14 protein-coding genes are annotated in these 19,904 nt (G+C 37.1%); 7 read left to right on the forward strand and 7 right to left on the reverse strand.

Going from position 1 to position 19,904, the window contains the following annotated elements:
- Nucleotides 1-55 precede the first annotated feature (55 nt).
- Both K4L44_09935 and K4L44_09940 read right to left on the reverse strand, forming a co-directional pair.
- Nucleotides 56-1,291 carry a hypothetical protein gene (locus K4L44_09935; GenBank protein ID QZE12907.1) on the reverse strand — a complete coding sequence of 412 codons (1,236 nt, stop codon included), beginning with the start codon at nt 1,289-1,291 and terminating at the stop codon, nt 56-58.
- Between the two features lie 7 nt (nt 1,292-1,298).
- Nucleotides 1,299-4,154 carry a TonB-dependent receptor gene (locus K4L44_09940; protein QZE12908.1) on the reverse strand — a complete coding sequence of 952 codons (2,856 nt, stop codon included), beginning with the start codon at nt 4,152-4,154 and terminating at the stop codon, nt 1,299-1,301.
- A 378-nt stretch (nt 4,155-4,532) separates the two neighbouring features.
- Between K4L44_09940 and K4L44_09945 the strand changes: the two genes are divergently transcribed.
- From K4L44_09945 to K4L44_09955, 3 genes are all read left to right on the forward strand, one after another.
- A complete protein-coding gene (locus K4L44_09945) occupies nt 4,533-5,345 on the forward strand; it encodes a Cof-type HAD-IIB family hydrolase (protein ID QZE12909.1) in 813 nt (270 codons plus the stop codon).
- Between the two features lie 69 nt (nt 5,346-5,414).
- Nucleotides 5,415-7,463 carry a TonB-dependent receptor plug domain-containing protein gene (locus K4L44_09950; protein ID QZE12910.1) on the forward strand — a complete coding sequence of 683 codons (2,049 nt, stop codon included), beginning with the start codon at nt 5,415-5,417 and terminating at the stop codon, nt 7,461-7,463.
- A gap of 18 nt (nt 7,464-7,481) precedes the next feature.
- On the forward strand, nt 7,482-8,600 hold the full coding sequence (locus tag K4L44_09955; GenBank protein ID QZE12911.1) for a DUF5074 domain-containing protein: 1,119 nt from the start codon (nt 7,482-7,484) through the stop codon (nt 8,598-8,600).
- A gap of 55 nt (nt 8,601-8,655) precedes the next feature.
- Here K4L44_09955 and udk read toward each other — a convergent pair whose 3' ends face one another.
- The 4 genes from udk to K4L44_09975 all read right to left on the reverse strand — a co-directional run bounded on the left by udk (nt 8,656) and on the right by K4L44_09975 (nt 12,748).
- Nucleotides 8,656-9,264, reverse strand: coding sequence for a uridine kinase (gene udk, locus K4L44_09960; protein ID QZE12912.1), 609 nt, complete (start codon nt 9,262-9,264; stop codon nt 8,656-8,658).
- 521 nt (nt 9,265-9,785) lie between these two features.
- Nucleotides 9,786-11,003, reverse strand: coding sequence for a glycosyltransferase family 4 protein (locus tag K4L44_09965; GenBank protein QZE12913.1), 1,218 nt, complete (start codon nt 11,001-11,003; stop codon nt 9,786-9,788).
- Nucleotides 11,004-11,474: 471 nt separating this feature from the next.
- Nucleotides 11,475-12,035, reverse strand: a complete 561-nt coding sequence (locus tag K4L44_09970) for a hypothetical protein (GenBank protein QZE12914.1) — start codon at nt 12,033-12,035, stop codon at nt 11,475-11,477.
- A 398-nt stretch (nt 12,036-12,433) separates the two neighbouring features.
- Nucleotides 12,434-12,748 carry a transposase gene (locus K4L44_09975; protein ID QZE12915.1) on the reverse strand — a complete coding sequence of 105 codons (315 nt, stop codon included), beginning with the start codon at nt 12,746-12,748 and terminating at the stop codon, nt 12,434-12,436.
- A gap of 190 nt (nt 12,749-12,938) precedes the next feature.
- Here K4L44_09975 and K4L44_09980 point away from each other — a divergent pair, with 190 nt between their 5' ends.
- Entirely contained in the window at nt 12,939-14,204 is a 1,266-nt protein-coding gene (locus tag K4L44_09980; GenBank protein QZE12916.1) for a transposase, read from the forward strand.
- On the opposite strand, the gene K4L44_09985 is transcribed toward K4L44_09980, so the two are convergent.
- Nucleotides 14,188-15,297 (reverse strand): transposase, encoded by a 1,110-nt coding sequence (locus K4L44_09985; GenBank protein QZE12917.1) that lies wholly within the window; start codon nt 15,295-15,297, stop codon nt 14,188-14,190. The two genes, K4L44_09980 and K4L44_09985, sit on opposite strands and share 17 nt — an antisense overlap.
- 850 nt (nt 15,298-16,147) lie before the next feature.
- Here K4L44_09985 and K4L44_09990 point away from each other — a divergent pair.
- The 3 genes from K4L44_09990 (at nt 16,148) to serC (ending at nt 19,673) form a co-directional block, all read left to right on the forward strand.
- Nucleotides 16,148-17,119, forward strand: a complete 972-nt coding sequence (locus tag K4L44_09990) for a hypothetical protein (GenBank protein QZE12918.1) — start codon at nt 16,148-16,150, stop codon at nt 17,117-17,119.
- Between the two features lie 169 nt (nt 17,120-17,288).
- Nucleotides 17,289-18,374 carry a glycine cleavage system aminomethyltransferase GcvT gene (gene gcvT / locus K4L44_09995; GenBank protein QZE12919.1) on the forward strand — a complete coding sequence of 362 codons (1,086 nt, stop codon included), beginning with the start codon at nt 17,289-17,291 and terminating at the stop codon, nt 18,372-18,374.
- 225 nt (nt 18,375-18,599) lie between these two features.
- Nucleotides 18,600-19,673, forward strand: coding sequence for a 3-phosphoserine/phosphohydroxythreonine transaminase (serC, locus tag K4L44_10000; GenBank protein QZE12920.1), 1,074 nt, complete (start codon nt 18,600-18,602; stop codon nt 19,671-19,673).
- Nucleotides 19,674-19,904 lie beyond the last annotated feature (231 nt).

Consider the following 19,904-nt stretch of genomic DNA (forward strand, 5'->3'; position numbering starts at 1 on the left):
AATCTCATTATAAATAAAAAGGAAAGACACCGAAGTATCTTTCCAAAAATATCATTTAATTGGCATATTCTATATCATCAATTGCGATATATTGCCATACACGGTCTTGAAAGTTCATTTCGCCCTCTCCTGAGAGTTGGAAACGGCGCTCATCTAGCATACGCTGTCCATACCACGAAAGGAAGACACGACGATAGTGGATTAGGTTCTCTTTGGTCATCGAAACAGATGTTACCTCAGAAGCACCTGTTTTATCGTAGTAACGATTTACACGATTGAGTGTTTCGGTAAAATCTCCACTTATCTCGCCATCTAAGATCAGTTCTGCCCTCAACATCTCGGCCTCCACATAAGAGACAATCACTTGGGGACTATATTGACCAAAACGAGTTTGAATAATCGCACCATTGGCAGTGTTTATTGCCGTTGGGTTATGGTTTGTCTCGGCAAGAGAAGCGAGTGCATCCACAAAAGTTTGGTTCACCATGGCATCTCTACTATTCTCACCCATCGCAGAGAAGAAGGTATTATCCTGTAGTTCATGGCTCACTGTTATATCGAGATCATTGGCGATCATCATATTGTCAGCATAAATAGCCACCCCATCTTTTAGTCCAGACATTACCATCACACGAACCAAAGCGGTATTAGAGATTCTCTTTTGGGTGGCATCGGCATATTTCAATGATGCTTTCAGCGCATCGATTGCTTGTTGATAGATCGCCGAGTTCGCCACTTTTTCGCCACTCATATAGATATAAGGAGCTTTTGTTTTATCTACTTCCGCATTAAAATAGGCAGCCAGATTGTATAGCGCCATCCCCTTATAAAAGTTACAATACCAGAAAGCGTTATTTTTTACCATTTCGTCACTACTACTCCAATCTGTTTGATTGGCATAACCAAGCATGAGGTTCGACATGCTGTAAAGACTCTGAGCAGAGGTCCATATTCCTCTTAAAGAACCATCATGAACATTTAAATTATCTTGCGACAGATCACGATAGATTAAACTATTTGGAGAACTCGGTGCAGAGATCTCATCACTCATAGCCCCCACATACATATAGAGCGGAGAATAGAGATCGATGGCTTTATTCAATATTGAGGAGATATTAGGTCCAAAAACAAAAGTTCCGTTGTCGTTGGTTCCAAAATACTCTGGTTTGTTCATATCCCCCTCTGAGATCACATTGGGAGAGGTCACTGCGTCATTGATCCACGATTCACAAGAGCTAAACGACAATATGGTAGTTACAGCGATTAATAAGCTATATATTTTCTTCATCATACTATTTTTAGAAAGTTAAGGACAGGGTAGTTGTAAAAGTTCTTGCTCTAGGAACTGTTGTCCAATCTAATCCAGAATAGGATATTGAACGAGAATATGAGCTTCCACCACTTGCATCAATCTCTGGATCGGAACCTTTGTATTTAGTCCAAAGGAATAGATTGTTTCCTGTAAAGGAGATTCTAGCACTTTTGAAGGTATCTGTCTTAAGCGTGTTCTTCAACAAAGAGGTCATATCATAACTTACAGTTAGAGCACTCAAACGAAGAAAGTCACCATCTTGAATAAAGTCTCCTCTTTCGTCTCCGTTGTTTGAAGCATACTCATTTGCCCAGTGGATATACTCAGGAGTACCTGGAGCATATTGATTCATATTATTATATGCCTCCACTCTAGGCTTGTAGTTGTTCTGCGCAATATCGACATCGTTTGTACCTCTAGCAATATTACGTTGAGTCACATTATACAATTGGAAACCTGTGGCATAGTTAAAAAGAGCAGACACAGTCACCTTCTTAAACATCTTGACATTGAAACCAAAAGAACCAGTATAGTCTGGAGTCGGTTTGCCAAGATACTCAGGATCTGTAGACGCCACCCCAGTATACTCTTTGGTCACAGGATCGAAAGTAGCCACATTGGATGAAGTATAAAAAGCATATACTGGAAGACCTTCGCGAATAGTTGTAGCCCACACATTTTGAACCACTCCTCCTGTAGATAGCACTTCGTTGGTCTGATAACTTGCGTTGGCAAAAAAGTCAATCTTTAGGTCGTTTGATTCTGACTCATAAAGGGTTCCGTTATAAGAAAGCTCCACCCCTGAACCTTTGATCTTTCCAAGGTTTTGTGCATATTTTCCATTGTTTGTTGGCCATCCTTCAGAAGGAGGAAGGTCGGTATAGATAATCGAATTTTCCGTTTTTTGGAAATAGGTAGTCACACCCACTCTATGTTTTGATAGCGTCCAATCGAAGCCTAGTTCTAGCTCTCTAGTACGCTCTGGTTTGATATCGGGATTTCCTTTGATATAGTAGTCGTAAGCACTACCTGTAGGAGATTGCAACCCGATATAAGAAGAGTTTGCATCGTATGGATTTGGTAGACGTCCACTCTCACCATATGCAGAACGGACCTTCAATTGATCTGCCCACCTCAGGTCGTCAAACACATAAGCACCATTCACTTGAGGGTACCATATAGAAGCCACATTCTCTCCAATAAGATTTGATTGGTCACGACGCAAACCAGCTCCAAGAAACAGTTTGTCGTCATAAGTATAGTTTACTTCACCATAATATCCTTGTATACGTTTTTCGAAGACATTCTCTGAGACACCATTCACTTTACCAGCAGTACCGATACCGTCGACACCAGGAGCAGAGAAGTCTTGCACATCGATGGTATTGACACGATCATAATATCTATTGGTTTGAGAGACCAAAGAGAATTGCAGGTTCGAGATGTCATTGACTCTCCACAAATAATCTGCACCAAATTCGAAGTTCATACTCTTGGTTGTATGATTTGACTCTTTTTTACGCCCCTTTGAGATAGAGCCGTATTCAAAGCCATAAGGATATAGATTTGTACCGAATACATTATTTTGGTCATATCCCACATTACCCCAAATATGAAAATCTTTAAATGGAGTCAATTTTAGTTTTGCTCCCCCAATATAACGGTCATTATCATAGTTAATATCAATAGCGTTCCATGCATCCTCCGTAAGAAAAGGCCAAGGCTCTACAAATTTCATCAAGTTCCAAGTTGCACTATATTTACTTTGGTCAGTCAAAGGAACAGAGAGTTTTCCGTTAGTATATTGAGAATTCACACTCCACTCATACCAATCACCACGTTTACCAAGATTTAAACGTAGCCCCAAACGATTGTCCGTATTCCCTGGAACATAACTCTCATTATTACGATAGTTAAGACTAGCATAATAGCTTAAATCCCCTTGTGTTCGTCCACTGACTCCTACATTGGCATTGGTCCCTACACCAGTACCGTAGAAATCATTAATGGGGTCTGCGTTGACCAAATAGTCATAATCATCAGCACTCTTAGAGATTACATTCGTAACCTTTGCATTGATGGTCATCTTTTCGCTCTTCCCTCTTTTCGTCTGAACAATAATCACCCCATTAGAAGCTTCAGCACCATAAGAAGCGGCGGCTGAAGGACCTTTCATCACTTCCACGGAAGCCACATCATCCATATTTAGATCGTTCAGTGCACTCATCGCATCTTGACTAGAAGTCACATCACTGTAGTTTGATGTAATCATCCTTACCCCGTCAATGATTACAATTGGATCTTTCATCGTACTAAAAGAGGCAGAAGATCTCACATTAAACTTCGTACCACTACCAGCCTTACCATTCACTTGAAACACCTGTAATCCTTCCACACTACCACTCAACACGGAAGTTAAGTTATCGGCACCAGTCTCTAGCATCTTCTCTTCCACATCGATATGCGCCACTGCTACTGGCGTAGAGCGAAGTGTACGACGATTAGAGATACTTGCTTGGACGGTTACCTCTTCGAGGTTCACTCCACTATCTTTTAGTACAATATCGAGTGGAGCGTCTATCTTAGACACTAAAAAGTGCTGTTTCTCATATCCAATATAAGTAATTTCCACTTGCGCATTCGGATGGATTATTTTTAAAGAGAAATTTCCATCTACATCAGTCACTACCCCATTGGTTGTTCCCAGTTCTACAACGGTAGCTCCCACAAGAGGCTCATCTGAAACAGTCTTTACAATACCACGAACCACTTTAGAGGTTTGTGCCATACTAGTAAGACTCATGAAGGCAAATAAGAAAAAACATAATAATTTAGATCTCATACTATCAAATTTATGTTGCTATTTGGTTTTTTGTTTTTCTGTCTTGAACCTTGTATTCGAAGACATGACAAAACTATTGCCATTTAAACAGGTATACAATCACTAGATTTAGGGATTTGCAATCGAGCCATACAAACACCTATATCACAACATATTGCACACCTTAACACTTCGATAACCTATGTTATCATCGTATCAACCACAACAAATAGGGATAAAAAGATCCTTTAGTGTTAACATTAACTTATTTTTTTTAACACTAGCAAACATTTTTTGGGATCGTTTGCGAAAAACAAACCGACAATTATCGCCCTTCATAGGGAATATTGTTTCTAAAAATATTGTTTCTTTGTCAGCTCAATAAAAAGAAGTAAAGAGATGAGCAACTTGAAGTATAAAATGTTGGTCTTAGACCTAGACGACACTTTATTAACAGATGACCATAAAATCTCACCAGAGAATGAGTTGGCATTACAGAAAGCACAAGAAGCAGGAGTATATGTTGTTTTGGCATCAGGACGCCCAACTCCGGCGATGATGAAATATGCAGAGCAATTGGATCTAAAAAAATACGGTTCCTTTCTTATCAGTTATAATGGAGCTATCATTACCGATATGAGTACTGGAGAGACGCTATTTGAACAGACCTTGACCAAAGAGGAAGTTCACGATCTTCACGATTTTAGTTTGGACCACAAGGTAGATATCATCACCTATATTGATGGAACCATTGTGAGTGAAAAGGAGTCAGAATATATTGATGTAGAGATTGGACTGACCCAGATGCCACATCGCATTGTACCGAGCTTTAAAGAGGCAGTGCATACCAACATGGTGAAGTGTATTATGCTAGAGGAGCCTACTTATTTGAAGGGAGTAGCAGAACAACTTAAGAGAGAGAAGCAAGATAAGAGTGTCTCTATCTCGAAGCCATTCTTTCTTGAGGTTACTCCAAAGGGTATAGACAAAGCTGCAAGTATCGGGAGGTTGGCACAACGACTGGAGATCAAACAAGAAGAGATTGTTGCAGTAGGAAACGCAGGAAACGATTTGACCATGGTAGAGTATGCAGGTCTTGGTGTATGGGTAGACAATGTCGATCCAGCATTAAGAGACAGAGCCGATGTGATCGTATCGAGCAACAACGATCATGGCGTATCGGAGGTGGTATACAAGTATCTTCTATGTTAAGATAAATAAAATAGAGGAGCAAACAATCTTTTTTTATAGTTTGAACTCCTCTTTTTCTATATCTTTGTCGTGAAAATTACTGTAATCAATCGATCTATTTTGAAAATTGTGTCTTTGCGTCTTGCCATATCCCTTTTTGTAATTCTTGCAGTCTCATTGTCCTCGTTCGCCCAAACTGAGGCGACCAAGGATACGGTTCAACTTGGCTCCATCGATATAAAGAGAAAGTCGAATAACAAATATATTGCAGGCAAAAGCATCACAAAGATATCTTCCCAAATACTACAAAACAATAGTGTAGAGAACCTTGGCGCAGTAGTTCTGCAGAAAAGTGCGATATATTCGCAACAACAAGGAAGAGGGGGGGCTATGTATCTCTCTATACGGGGTACTGGAAAAAATCATACCGAAGTTACATGGAATGGGATCCCTCTAAACTCGCCTCTATATGGAACGGTAGATTTCTCTTTAATTCCCACACAGGTAGTAGACCAAGCCTCTATCTTCTTTGGAGGTAGCGCAACAAGTGAATCCAATAGCAATATTGGAGGAGCTGTGACTCTACGTACCTTTCCCAATCTCAGTCAGACCTTTAGAGGCAAAGCTTCATTATCTATTGGTAGTTATGAGACATATAAAGCATCGACCGCTCTATATTATCCTATCAGCGAAAAACTTACTGCTTCTACAAAGCTATACTATAGTGCTTCACAAAATGACTTCACCTATACCAATACCTATAAGGTGGTTCCCAACGAAACGGGAGATGGATGGGTCAACCCTACAGAAACCAATACAATGGGGGATTGGCTCACCACAGGAGGGCTACAAGAGTTTTTCTATAAATTCAATGAAAATACTCGGTTGAGTATTCACTACTGGGGACAATACAACAATCGATCCATTCCGATGATTGCGACTAGTGAGGCCAACGATACTGACTCTGATAAAGAGAATAGATCGATCACCACAAGTCATCGAAGCAGTATACAGCTCTACAGCTCTATTTGGGATTGGAATGTGAGCGTATCATCAGCATTTAGTCATGAAAAAAACCATTTTTGGTACAAAGACAATGCCACAGGATACAGCATGAATGACGACCAAAGTACACAGAAGAACACCTTTAACCAACTAAAGGCGTACAAAGAGATAAACGAAAAGCTCATCCTTCGGTTGGGGGCACAGGTCAACTATCTCACCATGAATACAGAAAATCTCATTCAATATCAGACACAAAAGAGTCATCGAGGACAACAGATACTCTCACTAAAATCGGATTATCAGATCGCAGATTTTATCCACACCTCTCTCTCGCTACAAAATCAATGGAATGAAGGCAAAAGTAGTGGGTTGATTCCATTTTTTGGAACCAATATTTCTCTATTAGACCAAGAACGACTAGACCTTACAGCCAGTGTCAATAGAAACTATCGATTTCCTACCTTGAATGACCAGTATGCGATTCCTGGCGGGAATCCAGGCTTGAAAGAAGAGAGTGGTTGGGCCTATAGTATCGGAGGACAAAACACCCTTCACAAGGCGAAGTTCACCTTCCAAAATAGTCTCGAATACTATCACTCAGACATAGACAATTGGATTGAATGGAAGCCCTCGGATGCAGGTTATTGGACTCCTTCAAACAAAGAGAAAGTGAGATCGTATGGTTTTACAGTCAAACAGAATACCCGATGGAATGCTTCCAAGGAGCTACAGATAGACTTAGACCTGCACTACAACTACTCCAAGACTGTAAATCGATCGACTCCAGTAAACACTTACGACGATTCGTACAACAAACAGTTGCCCTATACGCCTGTACATGTCTTGACAAGTTCTATTGGTGCCACTTATCGTCAATTTGAAAGTTCATTGCATTGGAGTATACAGAGCATGCAATATAGCACCTCTGACAATGACACCAATAACGATTATGGAACCATTGATGGTTATCACTTGGCAGATATCGACTTTAAATATCATCAAAAAATAAAAAATAAAGAGCCCATGACCTATACCCTATCGATATACAATCTTACAGACCAGACCTATGAGAGTGTAGTTGCACAACCTATGCCTGGAATTAATTTTCAATTTTCTATCCAATATCAATTTTAAAAAAATTCATTTAATTATATGAAAATAACTAGAATCTTAAGCGTATTGTTGTTATTGACAACATTGTTCGTATCCTGCAGCGAGGAAACAGAAAAGAAACCGAGTGTCCCAGGAAAATATAGTAATAGTGTTTATATCCTGAATGAAGGACCTTATGGCGATCCAACCGCTTCGTCTATCTCCGTATACAATCCTGTGGATCAAGAGGTGGAGAACCAGGTGTTCAAAACGGCCAATAAGGATATTGGATCGGATGGACTGATCCTAGGAAATCTTCCACAGTCGATGACACAAGAGGGAGAGTTGATCCATATTATTGTCAATGGGGACAATAAAATCTTCACTATAAACGGTAAAGATGCCCGTTATTATGGCAAGACGACAGGAGTAACCTCACCTAGATATATGGTAACCCTTCCAGATCACTCTGCTTTTGTAACCAGTTTGGGTGTTACAGAATTGACGAAAGTAGACTTGGTACAAAAAGAGTTTGACGAGGGAAAAGTACTCGACAAGATAGATCTTACAAATCCAGACATCACAAAAGTCAAACAACATACGACAGAACAGATCATTGCAACGGGAGACCAACTTTTCACCAATGCATGGAGTTACGATAACAAGATCTTGGTAATTGACCCTAAAACAAGGATGTTGACAGACAGCATTACCGTAGGTATTCAGCCTCAATCGATCGCTTTAGACAAAAACAAGAAGTTGTGGGTGCTGTGTGATGGTAGTTGGAATGGAAACCCATATGCAACTCAGACAGCAGGCTCGATATATCGTATCGACACCAAGACCAACAAGGTGGAGTGGAGTTATCAGTTTCCAACAATTGGAGCACAAAAGAAGAATTTGTGTATCAATGGATCTGGGGATACACTATACTTTATTAACAAAGATGTCTATCGTATAAAGATTGATCAGACAGAACCAGAGAAGGTGATTGAAGCCAAAGCAGGTCAGACTTTTTATGGGATGGGTATAGATCCAAAGAATGGCGATATCTATATCGGAGATGCTATAGATTATGCACAAGATGGAATGGTATATAGATATAACAAGAATCTAGAGAGTGTAGATAATTTTAAAGTTGGAATTCTTCCAAACTCCTTCCTTTTCTATTATAACTAGACAAAAAATGGGATAGAACAAACTTTGTTTCTATCCCATTTTTCATATACTATTCTTAATATAAGTTCTTTTGAATGAATTGGGTTAAGATATCAATGGCTACATGGTTTTGTCCTCCTGATGGAACAATGATATCTGCATATCGTTTCGTAGGTTCGATAAATTGAATGTGACTAGGTCTTACGGTATCTTCGTAACGAACTAGTACCTGCTCTACACTACGACCTCTCTCGACAATATCCCTTAGTATCACTCGAGATAGACGCACATCAGACTCACAATCGACAAATACTTTAATGTCCATTACATCTCTCAACTTCTCTACACCCAAACAGAGTATTCCTTCCACAATCACCACATTGTGAGGCTGTACGGGAATGGTCTCATCCGATCGAGTACAAGAGAGATAAGAGTAGATAGGTTGTCCCACTTCTTCTCCCCTACGAAGTTGTTCAATATGGTCAATAAGTAGATCCCATTCAATTGCATCTGGATGGTCAAAATTAATTTTCTGACGATCCTCTAACTTCATATCACCATTGTCTTTGTAATATGAATCTTGGGCTAAAACACTCACTTGGGCATCCGAAAGATTCTCGATAATGCGTCTTACAACGGTACTTTTCCCCGATCCTGTTCCTCCAGCAATTCCTATAACTATCATACTTTTATATACATCATTTAGATAAGACCACTCATTATTAGGTTGCTTCAAAAATAGTAATTTAAATTAACACTATAAGGAGATTGACCATTTAATGCGAAAGTCTCATTCATAAAAAAAAGGATTCAAAGTGTAGTTTTGGACGGTCTATTGGGGATTTATGAGAGTCATTATGGAATGAGTATCAAAGAGGAGAGGTAGAAATGGATGCAGATAGAGATAGTACAGGAGTAGATAAATATTATTACTATAATTGATTTTTCTTCGTACATATAAATGTGCCTACTGTAATATCAATTCCCATGATGACAATCCTTTGACAAAAAAGATGAAAGCTTTTTTCTCTCAAACATTGGCAAATAAATACAAGGGGGCTAATGAGAGTGAGAGAATTACTATCTATTTCTATTCGATTGTTACACTCCTTCTATTTCCCCTAAAAATTACGACATCATCATTCCAATCGAAAACGGTAGAGAAAAGGCACTTCCTTATCTAAAGACGACTGCAATACATTTATACTAGACCTGAATTGAATCCTTTCGTAGTAGTGCAAGGACTGACTTCGAGAATTCGTGCCAAGAATAACGATTAGTTGCTACTACACAACGCTTTTGCATGGTATTATAATCACTCTCTTTCATCATGACAATACGCGTCATACACGCAGCAAGATCAGAAGGATTCATTGGACAAAGCAAGCCTGTTAAACCATCTTCTACAATCTCCGAGGAGGCACTCATTTCGCTTTTATATGCGATAACAGGTAAACTAGAAGCCAAAGACTCTGTTACAGTCTGTCCAAAAGGTTCAAATCGAGAAGTCATCAAGAAGCAATCAGAAGCAGCATAAAACATTTCAGGTTTATCGGTAGCCTCACAAATCTCAAAACAGTTGTTCACCTCTTTATCTTGTATCAGACGAATCAAGGCAGCCTTTTCTGGTCCCGAGCCGACAATAAGAATTTTTATCTTGTGTTTTATCAATTCAGGCAAAAGAGAAACCGCCTCCACAACATCATGATACTGTTTTTGTGGAACCATTCTTCCCATACATAGAAACACAAAATTAGGATCCAAAAATAATGAGGAACGCAGGCTTTTACGGATATTCAACGATCGATGATAACGGGCATGATCGACACCAGGAAGCAACATGCTAACTTTATGATTGGAAGCCACTTTTATGACTTGGCGGAACATTGTATCACTAAAAACGACCAGTTGTGGGACTTTTTTAATCGCAATATTTTGAATGATAATATGCTGAGAGATCATTCCAAAACGAACGATATAGGCTCGAAACCGCTCCTTTAACGAGGCAACGCTACTCACCTCGGTATCAATTTGTGATGCCAAGCTAGGAACAACATATACCACTTTACGTACCCCATAAAGTAGAAATCCGACAGCCATAATATGGTTGCGGCATATCACCTCTTGATTTCGATCAAAATGATCTTTATATAAAGCACGCAATAGAGATAAGATCAAGCATATTGGGGTAAATATAGAGAACCAGATGGGAGGATGATAAAAACGCTTAATCTGAACACCATCTTCAAAACCACTTTTCGCTCGTTTTCCAGAAGGAGTTCTGTCGGAAGTCCAAATCACCACCTTCTCGTCCATACTTTTTAATGCCTGAGAGATATAATACAATGAACTCTCCACCCCACCTACAAATGGTTTATAATAGAGACTACATACCACCACTGGGGGGGTTAAATTAGGATCCATTTTGTCTAATATTAAAATAAAAAGTAGAAATATACCTCCTTTAACAGTATACAAACTTGAAACGATAAAATAACTCGAATATTATTAGAGAATCATAAGAGTATACATCAACAAGATAATTATTATTCATTAAGGACAAAAGCGCTTATTTAGTAATAAGGATGAACAGAACACTACTACAAAATTCTTTTTTAGACTAACGACATTAATTAATAGAATAACGAGAGAGTAAGAGAGGGAGATAACACAGCCAAGACATTGGTTTGCTATTCAACACATATTAATACAAACAGATTAATAACGCCCAAAAGAGAAGAAGTAAATTTACTATTTATTGGGAGATGATAAGGCTATAGAATACCATTTTTTAAATTATTTGCAAAAAAAAGGCTTAATACATCAAAGAAATCTCTTCGCTGTAATAAGCCTTTACAATTTTTAAATATTATCTGGTATATATAAAAACAAAAGTTAACCCATTGAGATAACAGATATCGATATTCGAGGTTTGCCATCTAACAAACCATCATATTTACCAATAAGTTGAATCTCACTCTTTTTTAAAGGATCCAACCAACCTTTTTCTGTTACCACTTTACGTGGGAGATATCCTATAAAGCGGTACTGGTTGTCATAAACACCAATCACATCTTTCCCAAAACGTTCTTCTGTGTCAATCTTAATAATGAGAGGAGTATTACTGTGAACAGTTTTCAAATACCTTAAACGATGGTCTGCCATATTGACCACCATAAAATACTGTTCGATCACTGTGGATTGATTCTTTTCATTGTGGTATGTTTCGACAACCGCATTCCAATCATGAATAAAGAGGCTATCGGCCGCAACAATTTTCTGAAAAATACTAGAAGGGTGGCCCAGATTATATAGATTCACTTTTTCAGTAAACAGTTTCTTTTGTTTCACCTTCTTGAGGTATTTCTTGTATAAAATAGCAGTAACTACCAATACTATCACCACAATAGATATTATTATGTAGTGAGATGAGGATAATTGAGATGAGTAGTTCATTTAAAATGATAATTTTTGTTCTGGTTGTTCAGTAAAACACCATTTATTAATAAAAGGTGCTAGTTAAAATAAGTGCTCTCCCCTTTATTAATTAAAAGTGGTTAACATTATTTAAAACAAAGTCAAATTAATTTTGTTCATCGAATAATTAAGAAAAGGATAAATAGAACTCAATTAATATCAACTCTATAGGCTATATTCAGATATTTGTTGATATTATCATTCACAGTTATCTCATCGATGGACTAATACAACCATTTCAAAATTCTAAGTATTACTAACTCAATTAGCATTCTGAACTGTAAACCCAGGTATTGTAACTACTCAGCTTCATTTATAGTTTAGCCTCCATTCGCTAAAGAATGGAGGTTCAGAAAATATATAATGTGTAAATTATTTTATTGCCAACTGACCTTAAGATTGTTTTGAGATAACCAATGAGCAATCATTCTCACTACACTCTTTCCTTGTTTTTTAAGTGTATCAACAATAGAGCGTAACATGGCATACCTTTGGGCTCCTTCTTTTGTTCGATAACCTGCAGATACTTTTTGTTTTATTTTAATATTACGTATTGACCTTTCGGATGCATTGTTGTCAAAAGGAACTTCGTAATACTCTAAGAAAGTAAACACACTATCAATCCTTTTAATTAATCGACTCCGTAATGTCTTGATCTCATCTAGCTGATCGTCATACTCGTCATTTTTCAACAGTAATAAAAGCTGTTCTTTAAATATTGATTTTTCTTTTAAAGGATATTGGTTGACTACCTCCCGAAAAAAGTTGTATTATTACTGCAAGTATCTGACATTCACAATATAATATATGTGTAAAAACGAGGAAAGCTAGATTAAAAATGTTATTTTAAGTGTGAAAACATAATCATTTAAAACCTAGCTCATGAACAAGATACTTACAAAACAAATACAGAACAAGCTAAGTCTATATTTTTGTAAATTAAATAGTCATTTAACCAAACCAGAATTACGTTGTACACGTGAGATAACAACAGGTATTCTTAAGACAGGGTCTGTTATTATCAATCAAATAGCAACAGCTATAGGTGATTCTATAGACAAACAACAAACGACCAAAAGGCTTCGAAATCATTACAATAAAAAAGGTTTCTTTTTAAAACTTCTTAGAGGCCATATGGATTGTGTGTCAGATACAATTCATGAAGGAGACTACATTCTATTTGATGGATCAGATATTCAAAAGAAATATGCTAAGACCATGGAAGGTCTGGATTTTGTAAAAGATGGAGATGAGAAAAATAAGGTTGGATTAGGTTATTGGCTTATGAATGTTGTACATATTGATAAGGCCAATAAGATGACACCTTTGTATAATAAGCTGTACAGTTTCGATCATGGAGCCAAGAGTGAAAATAATGAAGCAATCGAAGCATTAAAAGAAGTAGATAATGCTATTTCAAAGAATGTAACTTGTGTGTTTGATCGAGGATTTGATCGTCAGATTATTAAGGATTATGTTGTTAGTCAACAAAATAACTTCATAATCAGATTGAAAAAGAATACCAAATTAATATACAAAGGCAAAGAAACTACTGTATCTACAATTGGGAAAAAGATTCCATTCTTCATGGAATTAACTGCCAATAAAAGAGGCAAAAACAAAAGTAAAAAGATAAACTTTGAGTGTGGTGCTGTTAAGGTTAAATATAGAATAAAGCAGAGGGAATTTGAGCTATGGCTTGTTGCTACAAAACGCAAATCAGGAGGGAAATGTTGGTTATTAACCAACTCACCTAAGCATACAATAACAGAAGTTATTAGTGAAGCTTTTCAAGCATATGGCTTTCGTTGGAAAATAGAAGAATACCATAGACATATCAAATCAAGCTATGATTTAGAGAATATACAAATAAAGAAGTTTGATGGACTGCAATGCATGTTGGCAATTTTAACCATTGCAATGGGAATCCTTTATAACACATTAGAGTCCATGCATCTAAGGTTGTTGCTAGATAGCAAAATTAAGATACTTGATAAAAACAAGGTATCTGAACTCAGAAATTTTATCTATTATAAGATAAGTACGATAATTAAAATTTTATTGGCAAATGTTTACACAAAACATATAATACAGAGTAAACAGACACAAGTAGACGTAGGACAAATGAGACTCAATCTAGATTTCTGACTAAAAAACGGGAGGTAGCCAAAGGATATTGGTTATTGGCTGATTCTCTCTTTAATTTCATGGCTTTATAGAATATATTCAAAATATCCTCTGCCCAACTGTTATTCGTTTGTTGTTTAATGTAGATTAATTCTCGTTGTAAATGTGCTAAACATAGTTGATAATGTTTGGCTGGAGTTTTTAATTGTGAAGCATAACAGTCACTGACTAAGGTCGCATTAATAAATCCTTTTTTAAAATTTTCTACAACAACTTTATACCCTCTAGACTTATTGGCTGTAATGAATGTTACCTCATGATTTTGCCATACCCACATCCATCCTTTGCCTCCATTGATCTTGCAACCTGTTTCGTCTGAACCAACTACACTGGATTTGGATATCGATTCACGAAGTGATTCATATAAAGGAGTCATCACCTCTTGGGCTTTATTTAAAATATTAGTAATAGTCCCATCTCCAATTTTAAATGATGTTATCTCTTCCACTAGTGAACCAATACGGTTTAAAGGGATATAATGTTCAACATACAAGCTTACAATTAGTGATCGTAAATGAGAACCGTATTGGACAGGTGCTTTTATATTCGAGGGCATAGAACCTTTGTGTAGTTGACCACAACTGCATCTATTTTCATAAAGACGATGCTCAGTACAGATTTGTTCAAGAACAGGTGGTATGTCAAAAACCTGACGTTTGCATAACAAGCTAGCGTCTTCTTGATTTAATGTATTACCACACTGACACGTCGATGGAGGATAATATGACTCTATGCTTGTTGGGAAATCACTCTGTTGTAATGTCGATCCTTTATGTTTGGGTTGACCTTCGGGTTTCCTAGTGGATTTATTTCGAAGTGATTGATTTTTCTTTACTGTATGTAAATCTCTTGAAGGTGGAAAACTACTATTACTACTGTTTTTATGATTACGCGATAGTTTATCTTCTAGATCCTTTACTTTTTCATGAAGCATAGTATTCTCTTGTGACAAAGCTTGAACTCGTGACATCACTCTGTCTAGCTCTTTCAGTAATGTCTCAACCTGCTTCTTTAAAGCTCTATTTTCTTCTTCTAAACAATCAATTGTTCTCATGATTACAAAGATTCATTGATCTTGACAAATTAGAAAATATTATAACAGAAAGTAATCAACAATACGGCCTATTATTATTAACAATCATCACTAAAACAACGTGTTTGGAACTTTTGTGTGATTATTAGACTCAAAAAGAACCTGAGTAGTTACATTCAGTGACATAATTTACGCTCATACCCCCCCACTTCTCCCTTTAAATCATTTTTCCAATTGTATAATGTTTTTTTCCAATCACAAAGCAAGAAGCCATTTTTTGTATTACCTCTGTAATATTTCATAAGTGGTCCATAGGACAAACAAAATAGTCATATTGTGGATTACTGTATAATTCGCTTTTATGTGGTACCTTCTCTTTAAATTTCTTCTTTTTCTCTAACAGGAAATAATTGCACATCACATAACCTTCAAGATCATCCATTTATTAAACATGACAACAATATCGTTGCTAAATGCAAAGAAACCTCTTCTGTAAAATATTGACCTAGTAGATCAGTCAATAGTACTGCCTGACTTAGAATGTTTCGTTAGAAGTGGGTAAATGCAAATTATGAATGCAATAATATCACTACTACCATTGTTACACATAGGAATTGCATCCATATTACGACAACATCATCGTATAGACAAACAAAATTGATAAGCCACAGCCTTGTCTAATTATTAAGTCTTCCTTTAATGATATTTCGGCTGTCAATACATAAAAACGTTACATATCTATTCAACCATATTGCATAGATATAGGATTGCATATGATAAATTGAATTGTTAAATTAGAGAATAGATGAAAATTAGTTACCTTGCATTTTAGGTATTTTATGGTACAAATTTTTATACAAACAACACTAGAATGAAGTTTATTGGATTGCTGCTTTTGATCACGTTTTGGATTACCCAACCCCTCTCCGCTATGTATCAGTCGGGAAAGAGTCGTTCTGTGGTTGAAAAGAGAGACCAATCGGTCAACCTTAAACGCTACCATGCCATTGAGCGATTTGGGAAGATGGAGCGCTCGACACTTACCAATGAAACCATTTCGAAATATCGTTTTAGTAGCAAAGGGGACACCATTGAGTTTAGTCAATACAAGATTGACAAAAGTTCTCCCAATGGCAAGATCGATACGCTGTGTCTAATTAGATACAACACACATGGGGTAAAAGTAGAAGAACATAAGTTTGATCCACAAGGCAATTATGTTCGCTTGGACTATTTTTATAGCCCACAAGGGAAAGTGATCTTGGTGAATCAATATGACAAGTCGGGAGTAAAGACAGAGAGAGCAGATTACTTTTATGATTCCATGGGGCGTACCCTTCGAATGGTAAAAAGAAATTTAAAAGGAGACACCTTACGATATGATGAATATCAATATTATCGCTCAGGGACCTATATGCTCAAAGCAAAATTGAAGGAAAATAGTAAGAAAGTAGAAGTACACTACAGTTATGACAAACAAAAGAGGGTCTTTGAAAAGAAGTATCATGTAGCCAACAAACCGGTAAAAGAGGTGTTTATCGATTATGGGCCCAATGGGAAGATATCCTTAGAAAAGATAAAAAAAGGGACCCATGCCCCAAAGCATATACAATATCGATATGATGCGCGGGGAATGTGTAATTACAAGAGAGTGTTAGACACTGGAACAAAGAAAGCGACGGTGGAACGATATAGATATATATATAACAAAGCCGGGGTGTGGATTCACCGATATATCTCAATAGAGAAAGTCGAGGGATTTTATGATCATGGATTTATAGAAGATAGAGAGTTCTATGTGGATGGTAAGGGGCTTCAAACCCAAACGCCAGTATCATTTTAAGACTCTTTTAAGTGGTAAAAATATGAAGTGAGATGTTTTCGAACAAGAAATAAATACGATATGACAAAGTTCACTTTTAGTTGTATCAAACTCACTACCTTTATGGTGCAAAACAGATCGTATTAGAAGAATTGACTAAAAAAGAAACTCAAAATAAAATAGACCAAAAATGAAAACTACCGCTCTAAACAAGATACACCGAGAATTGGGTGCTAAGATGGTTGAGTTCGCTGGATATGATATGCCAATAGAGTATAGCGGAATCCTAAGCGAACATATGAAAGTTCGTGAAAGTGTTGGGGTTTTTGATGTTTCTCATATGGGAGAGATATATGTAGAAGGACCAAAATCACTTGAGTATCTTCAACACATGACATCCAACGATGTAGCCGCATTAGATCATGGAAAAGCACAGTACTGTTACTTTCCAAATGGCAAAGGAGGTATCGTAGATGATTTGATTGTTTATTGTATGATCAAAGACCAGAAATATCTTTTGGTTGTCAATGCCTCGAATATTGAGAAGGACTTCCAATGGTTGCAAGACAACCTCATTGAAGGCGTCACATTGGATAATATCTCAGATCGTATCTCTCAGCTTGCTGTTCAAGGCCCCAAAGCACAGGAGATTCTTCAACGACTTACGACTGTAGAGTTGGATAAAATTCCTTTTTACCAATTTGTAGTAGGATCCATTGCAGGGGTAGAGAATGTGATTATCTCCAATACAGGGTATACTGGATCAGGAGGATTTGAGCTCTATTGTGAGAACAAAGATATAGAGATGTTGTGGACTGAGATTTTCCGTGAAGGAGCTCCTGAGGGGATTAAACCAATTGGTTTGGCTGCTCGCGATACCCTACGTATGGAGAAAGGATATTGTCTATATGGCAACGATATCGATGACACCACCTCTCCTCTTGAAGCAGGATTAGGATGGACAACCAAGTTTATCGACAACAAACCATTTATTGACAGACCAACACTTGAAAAAGAGAAAGCAGAAGGAGTAAAACAACGCTTGCGAGGCTTTATTCTACAAGAGAGAGGTATTCCTCGTCATGGATATGAAATTTGTGATGCTGAAGGAAACAAAATTGGTGTGGTTACATCTGGAACCCAATCTCCTATATTGAAGCAAGGTATTGGTTTGGGATATATTCATATCGATCACTGTAAATTCGGGAATACAGTCTATATCCGTGTTAGGAAGAAACTGATTCCAGCTTTGATCAAAAAATTACCTTTGGTGTAGGTTAATCATAACGTGTATGATATGATTATCTCTAAACTCTCATGCATGCGTTTAGAGATAAAATACCACCCTGTGTTAAGTCTTTATTTCATATTACATATGATTTTTATCATGACATAGGATTTTGTTTTAAAAAACATTATATTGACAAAATATAACAAGTTAATGAACTTCTTTCAGTTCATTAATTATTAGGATAATAACATATTTAATGACCAAATCGCTATGAAGAAGCATAATTTTTATGCAGGACCTTCGATCTTGCCAGAATACACAATTAAAAAAACAGCGGAAGCTATATTAGATTTTGCAGGAACAGGACTATCTGTAATGGAGGTTTCCCACCGAAGCAAGGAATTTGTAGCAGTAATGGACGAAGCAACCGCTTTGGTAAAAGAGTTGTTACAGGTGCCAGAAACTCATGAAGTACTATTTCTTCAAGGAGGTGCATCTACCCAATTTTTTACTGTTCCATTTAACCTGCTAAAGACAAAAGCAGCATACCTTAATACAGGTACATGGTCCAACAAAGCGATCAAAGAAGCAAAATTATTTGGTGAAATTGTCGAAGTGGCATCATCTAAAGATACGACTTACAACTATATCCCTAAGGGGTATGTAGTACCAGAGGATGTCGATTACTTCCACTATACTACCAATAACACCATTTACGGAACACAGATTCACCACGATCCAGAAGTATCTGTTCCATTGATTGCAGATATGTCATCGGATATTTTCAGTCGTCCTATCGATGTATCAAAATATGATTTGATCTACGCAGGAGCACAGAAAAACCTAGCACCAGCGGGCGTTACATTGGTTATTGTACGCAAAGAGGCACTTGGAAAAGTAGATCGTCCAATTCCTACTATGATAGACTATCGCACTCATATCGAGAAGGGGTCAATGTTCAACACTCCTCCATGTGTACCAGTATTTGCAGCATTGCAAACATTAAGATGGTTAAAAGAGAATGGTGGAATTGAGGCAATTGCTAAAGTGAACCAAGAGAAAGCAGCCATCATTTATGATGAGTTGGATCGTAACAAATGTTTCGAACCAGTGGTAAAGGATCCAGCAGACAGATCATTGATGAACATTACTTTCGTGATGACAAAAGCTTACAAAGAGAAGGAGGCTGAGTTTTTTGAACTTGCAACTTCTAAAAACTGTGTTGGTATTAAGGGACATAGATCTATTGGAGGATTCCGTGCATCTACTTACAATGCTATGCCCAAAGAGAGCATTCAAGTTCTTGTGGACGCAATGAAAGAGTTTGAGCAAAAACAAGCATAAAAAAGGAGCCGTTAATGGCTTTCAAAGAGATAAGGAAAGGTCGTAAATGTTATTTTACGACTTTTTTATATTCCTTTTTTATAACTAAAGATGAATGTTTTGTGACACCCAATTTGTCAGGATAATTTCATTTTGATTTACACCTAGTGAAGTCTCTAAAAAGATCAAAGCTAGAAGCTGTATTATATTATAATTTAAAAAAAACTACGACACGATCGACACGATGATTGT

It is taken from the genome of Prolixibacteraceae bacterium (genome assembly GCA_019720755.1).
GTDB lineage: Bacteria > Bacteroidota > Bacteroidia > Bacteroidales > Prolixibacteraceae > Halosquirtibacter > Halosquirtibacter laminarini.

Bases quoted from the DNA above. Each gene is read 5' to 3' on its own strand.
- K4L44_09965 (QZE12913.1), bottom strand. From the start codon at position 11,003: ATGGATCCTAATTTAACCCCCCCAGTGGTGGTATGTAGTCTCTATTAT.
- K4L44_09945 (QZE12909.1), top strand. From the start codon at position 4,533: ATGAGCAACTTGAAGTATAAAATGTTGGTCTTAGACCTAGACGACACT.
- K4L44_09990 (QZE12918.1), top strand. From the start codon at position 16,148: ATGAAGTTTATTGGATTGCTGCTTTTGATCACGTTTTGGATTACCCAA.
- gcvT (QZE12919.1), top strand. From the start codon at position 17,289: ATGAAAACTACCGCTCTAAACAAGATACACCGAGAATTGGGTGCTAAG.
- K4L44_09940 (QZE12908.1), bottom strand. From the start codon at position 4,154: ATGAGATCTAAATTATTATGTTTTTTCTTATTTGCCTTCATGAGTCTT.
- K4L44_09935 (QZE12907.1), bottom strand. From the start codon at position 1,291: ATGATGAAGAAAATATATAGCTTATTAATCGCTGTAACTACCATATTG.
- udk (QZE12912.1), bottom strand. From the start codon at position 9,264: ATGATAGTTATAGGAATTGCTGGAGGAACAGGATCGGGGAAAAGTACC.
- K4L44_09980 (QZE12916.1), top strand. From the start codon at position 12,939: ATGAACAAGATACTTACAAAACAAATACAGAACAAGCTAAGTCTATAT.
- K4L44_09970 (QZE12914.1), bottom strand. From the start codon at position 12,035: ATGAACTACTCATCTCAATTATCCTCATCTCACTACATAATAATATCT.
- K4L44_09985 (QZE12917.1), bottom strand. From the start codon at position 15,297: ATGAGAACAATTGATTGTTTAGAAGAAGAAAATAGAGCTTTAAAGAAG.
- K4L44_09955 (QZE12911.1), top strand. From the start codon at position 7,482: ATGAAAATAACTAGAATCTTAAGCGTATTGTTGTTATTGACAACATTG.
- serC (QZE12920.1), top strand. From the start codon at position 18,600: ATGAAGAAGCATAATTTTTATGCAGGACCTTCGATCTTGCCAGAATAC.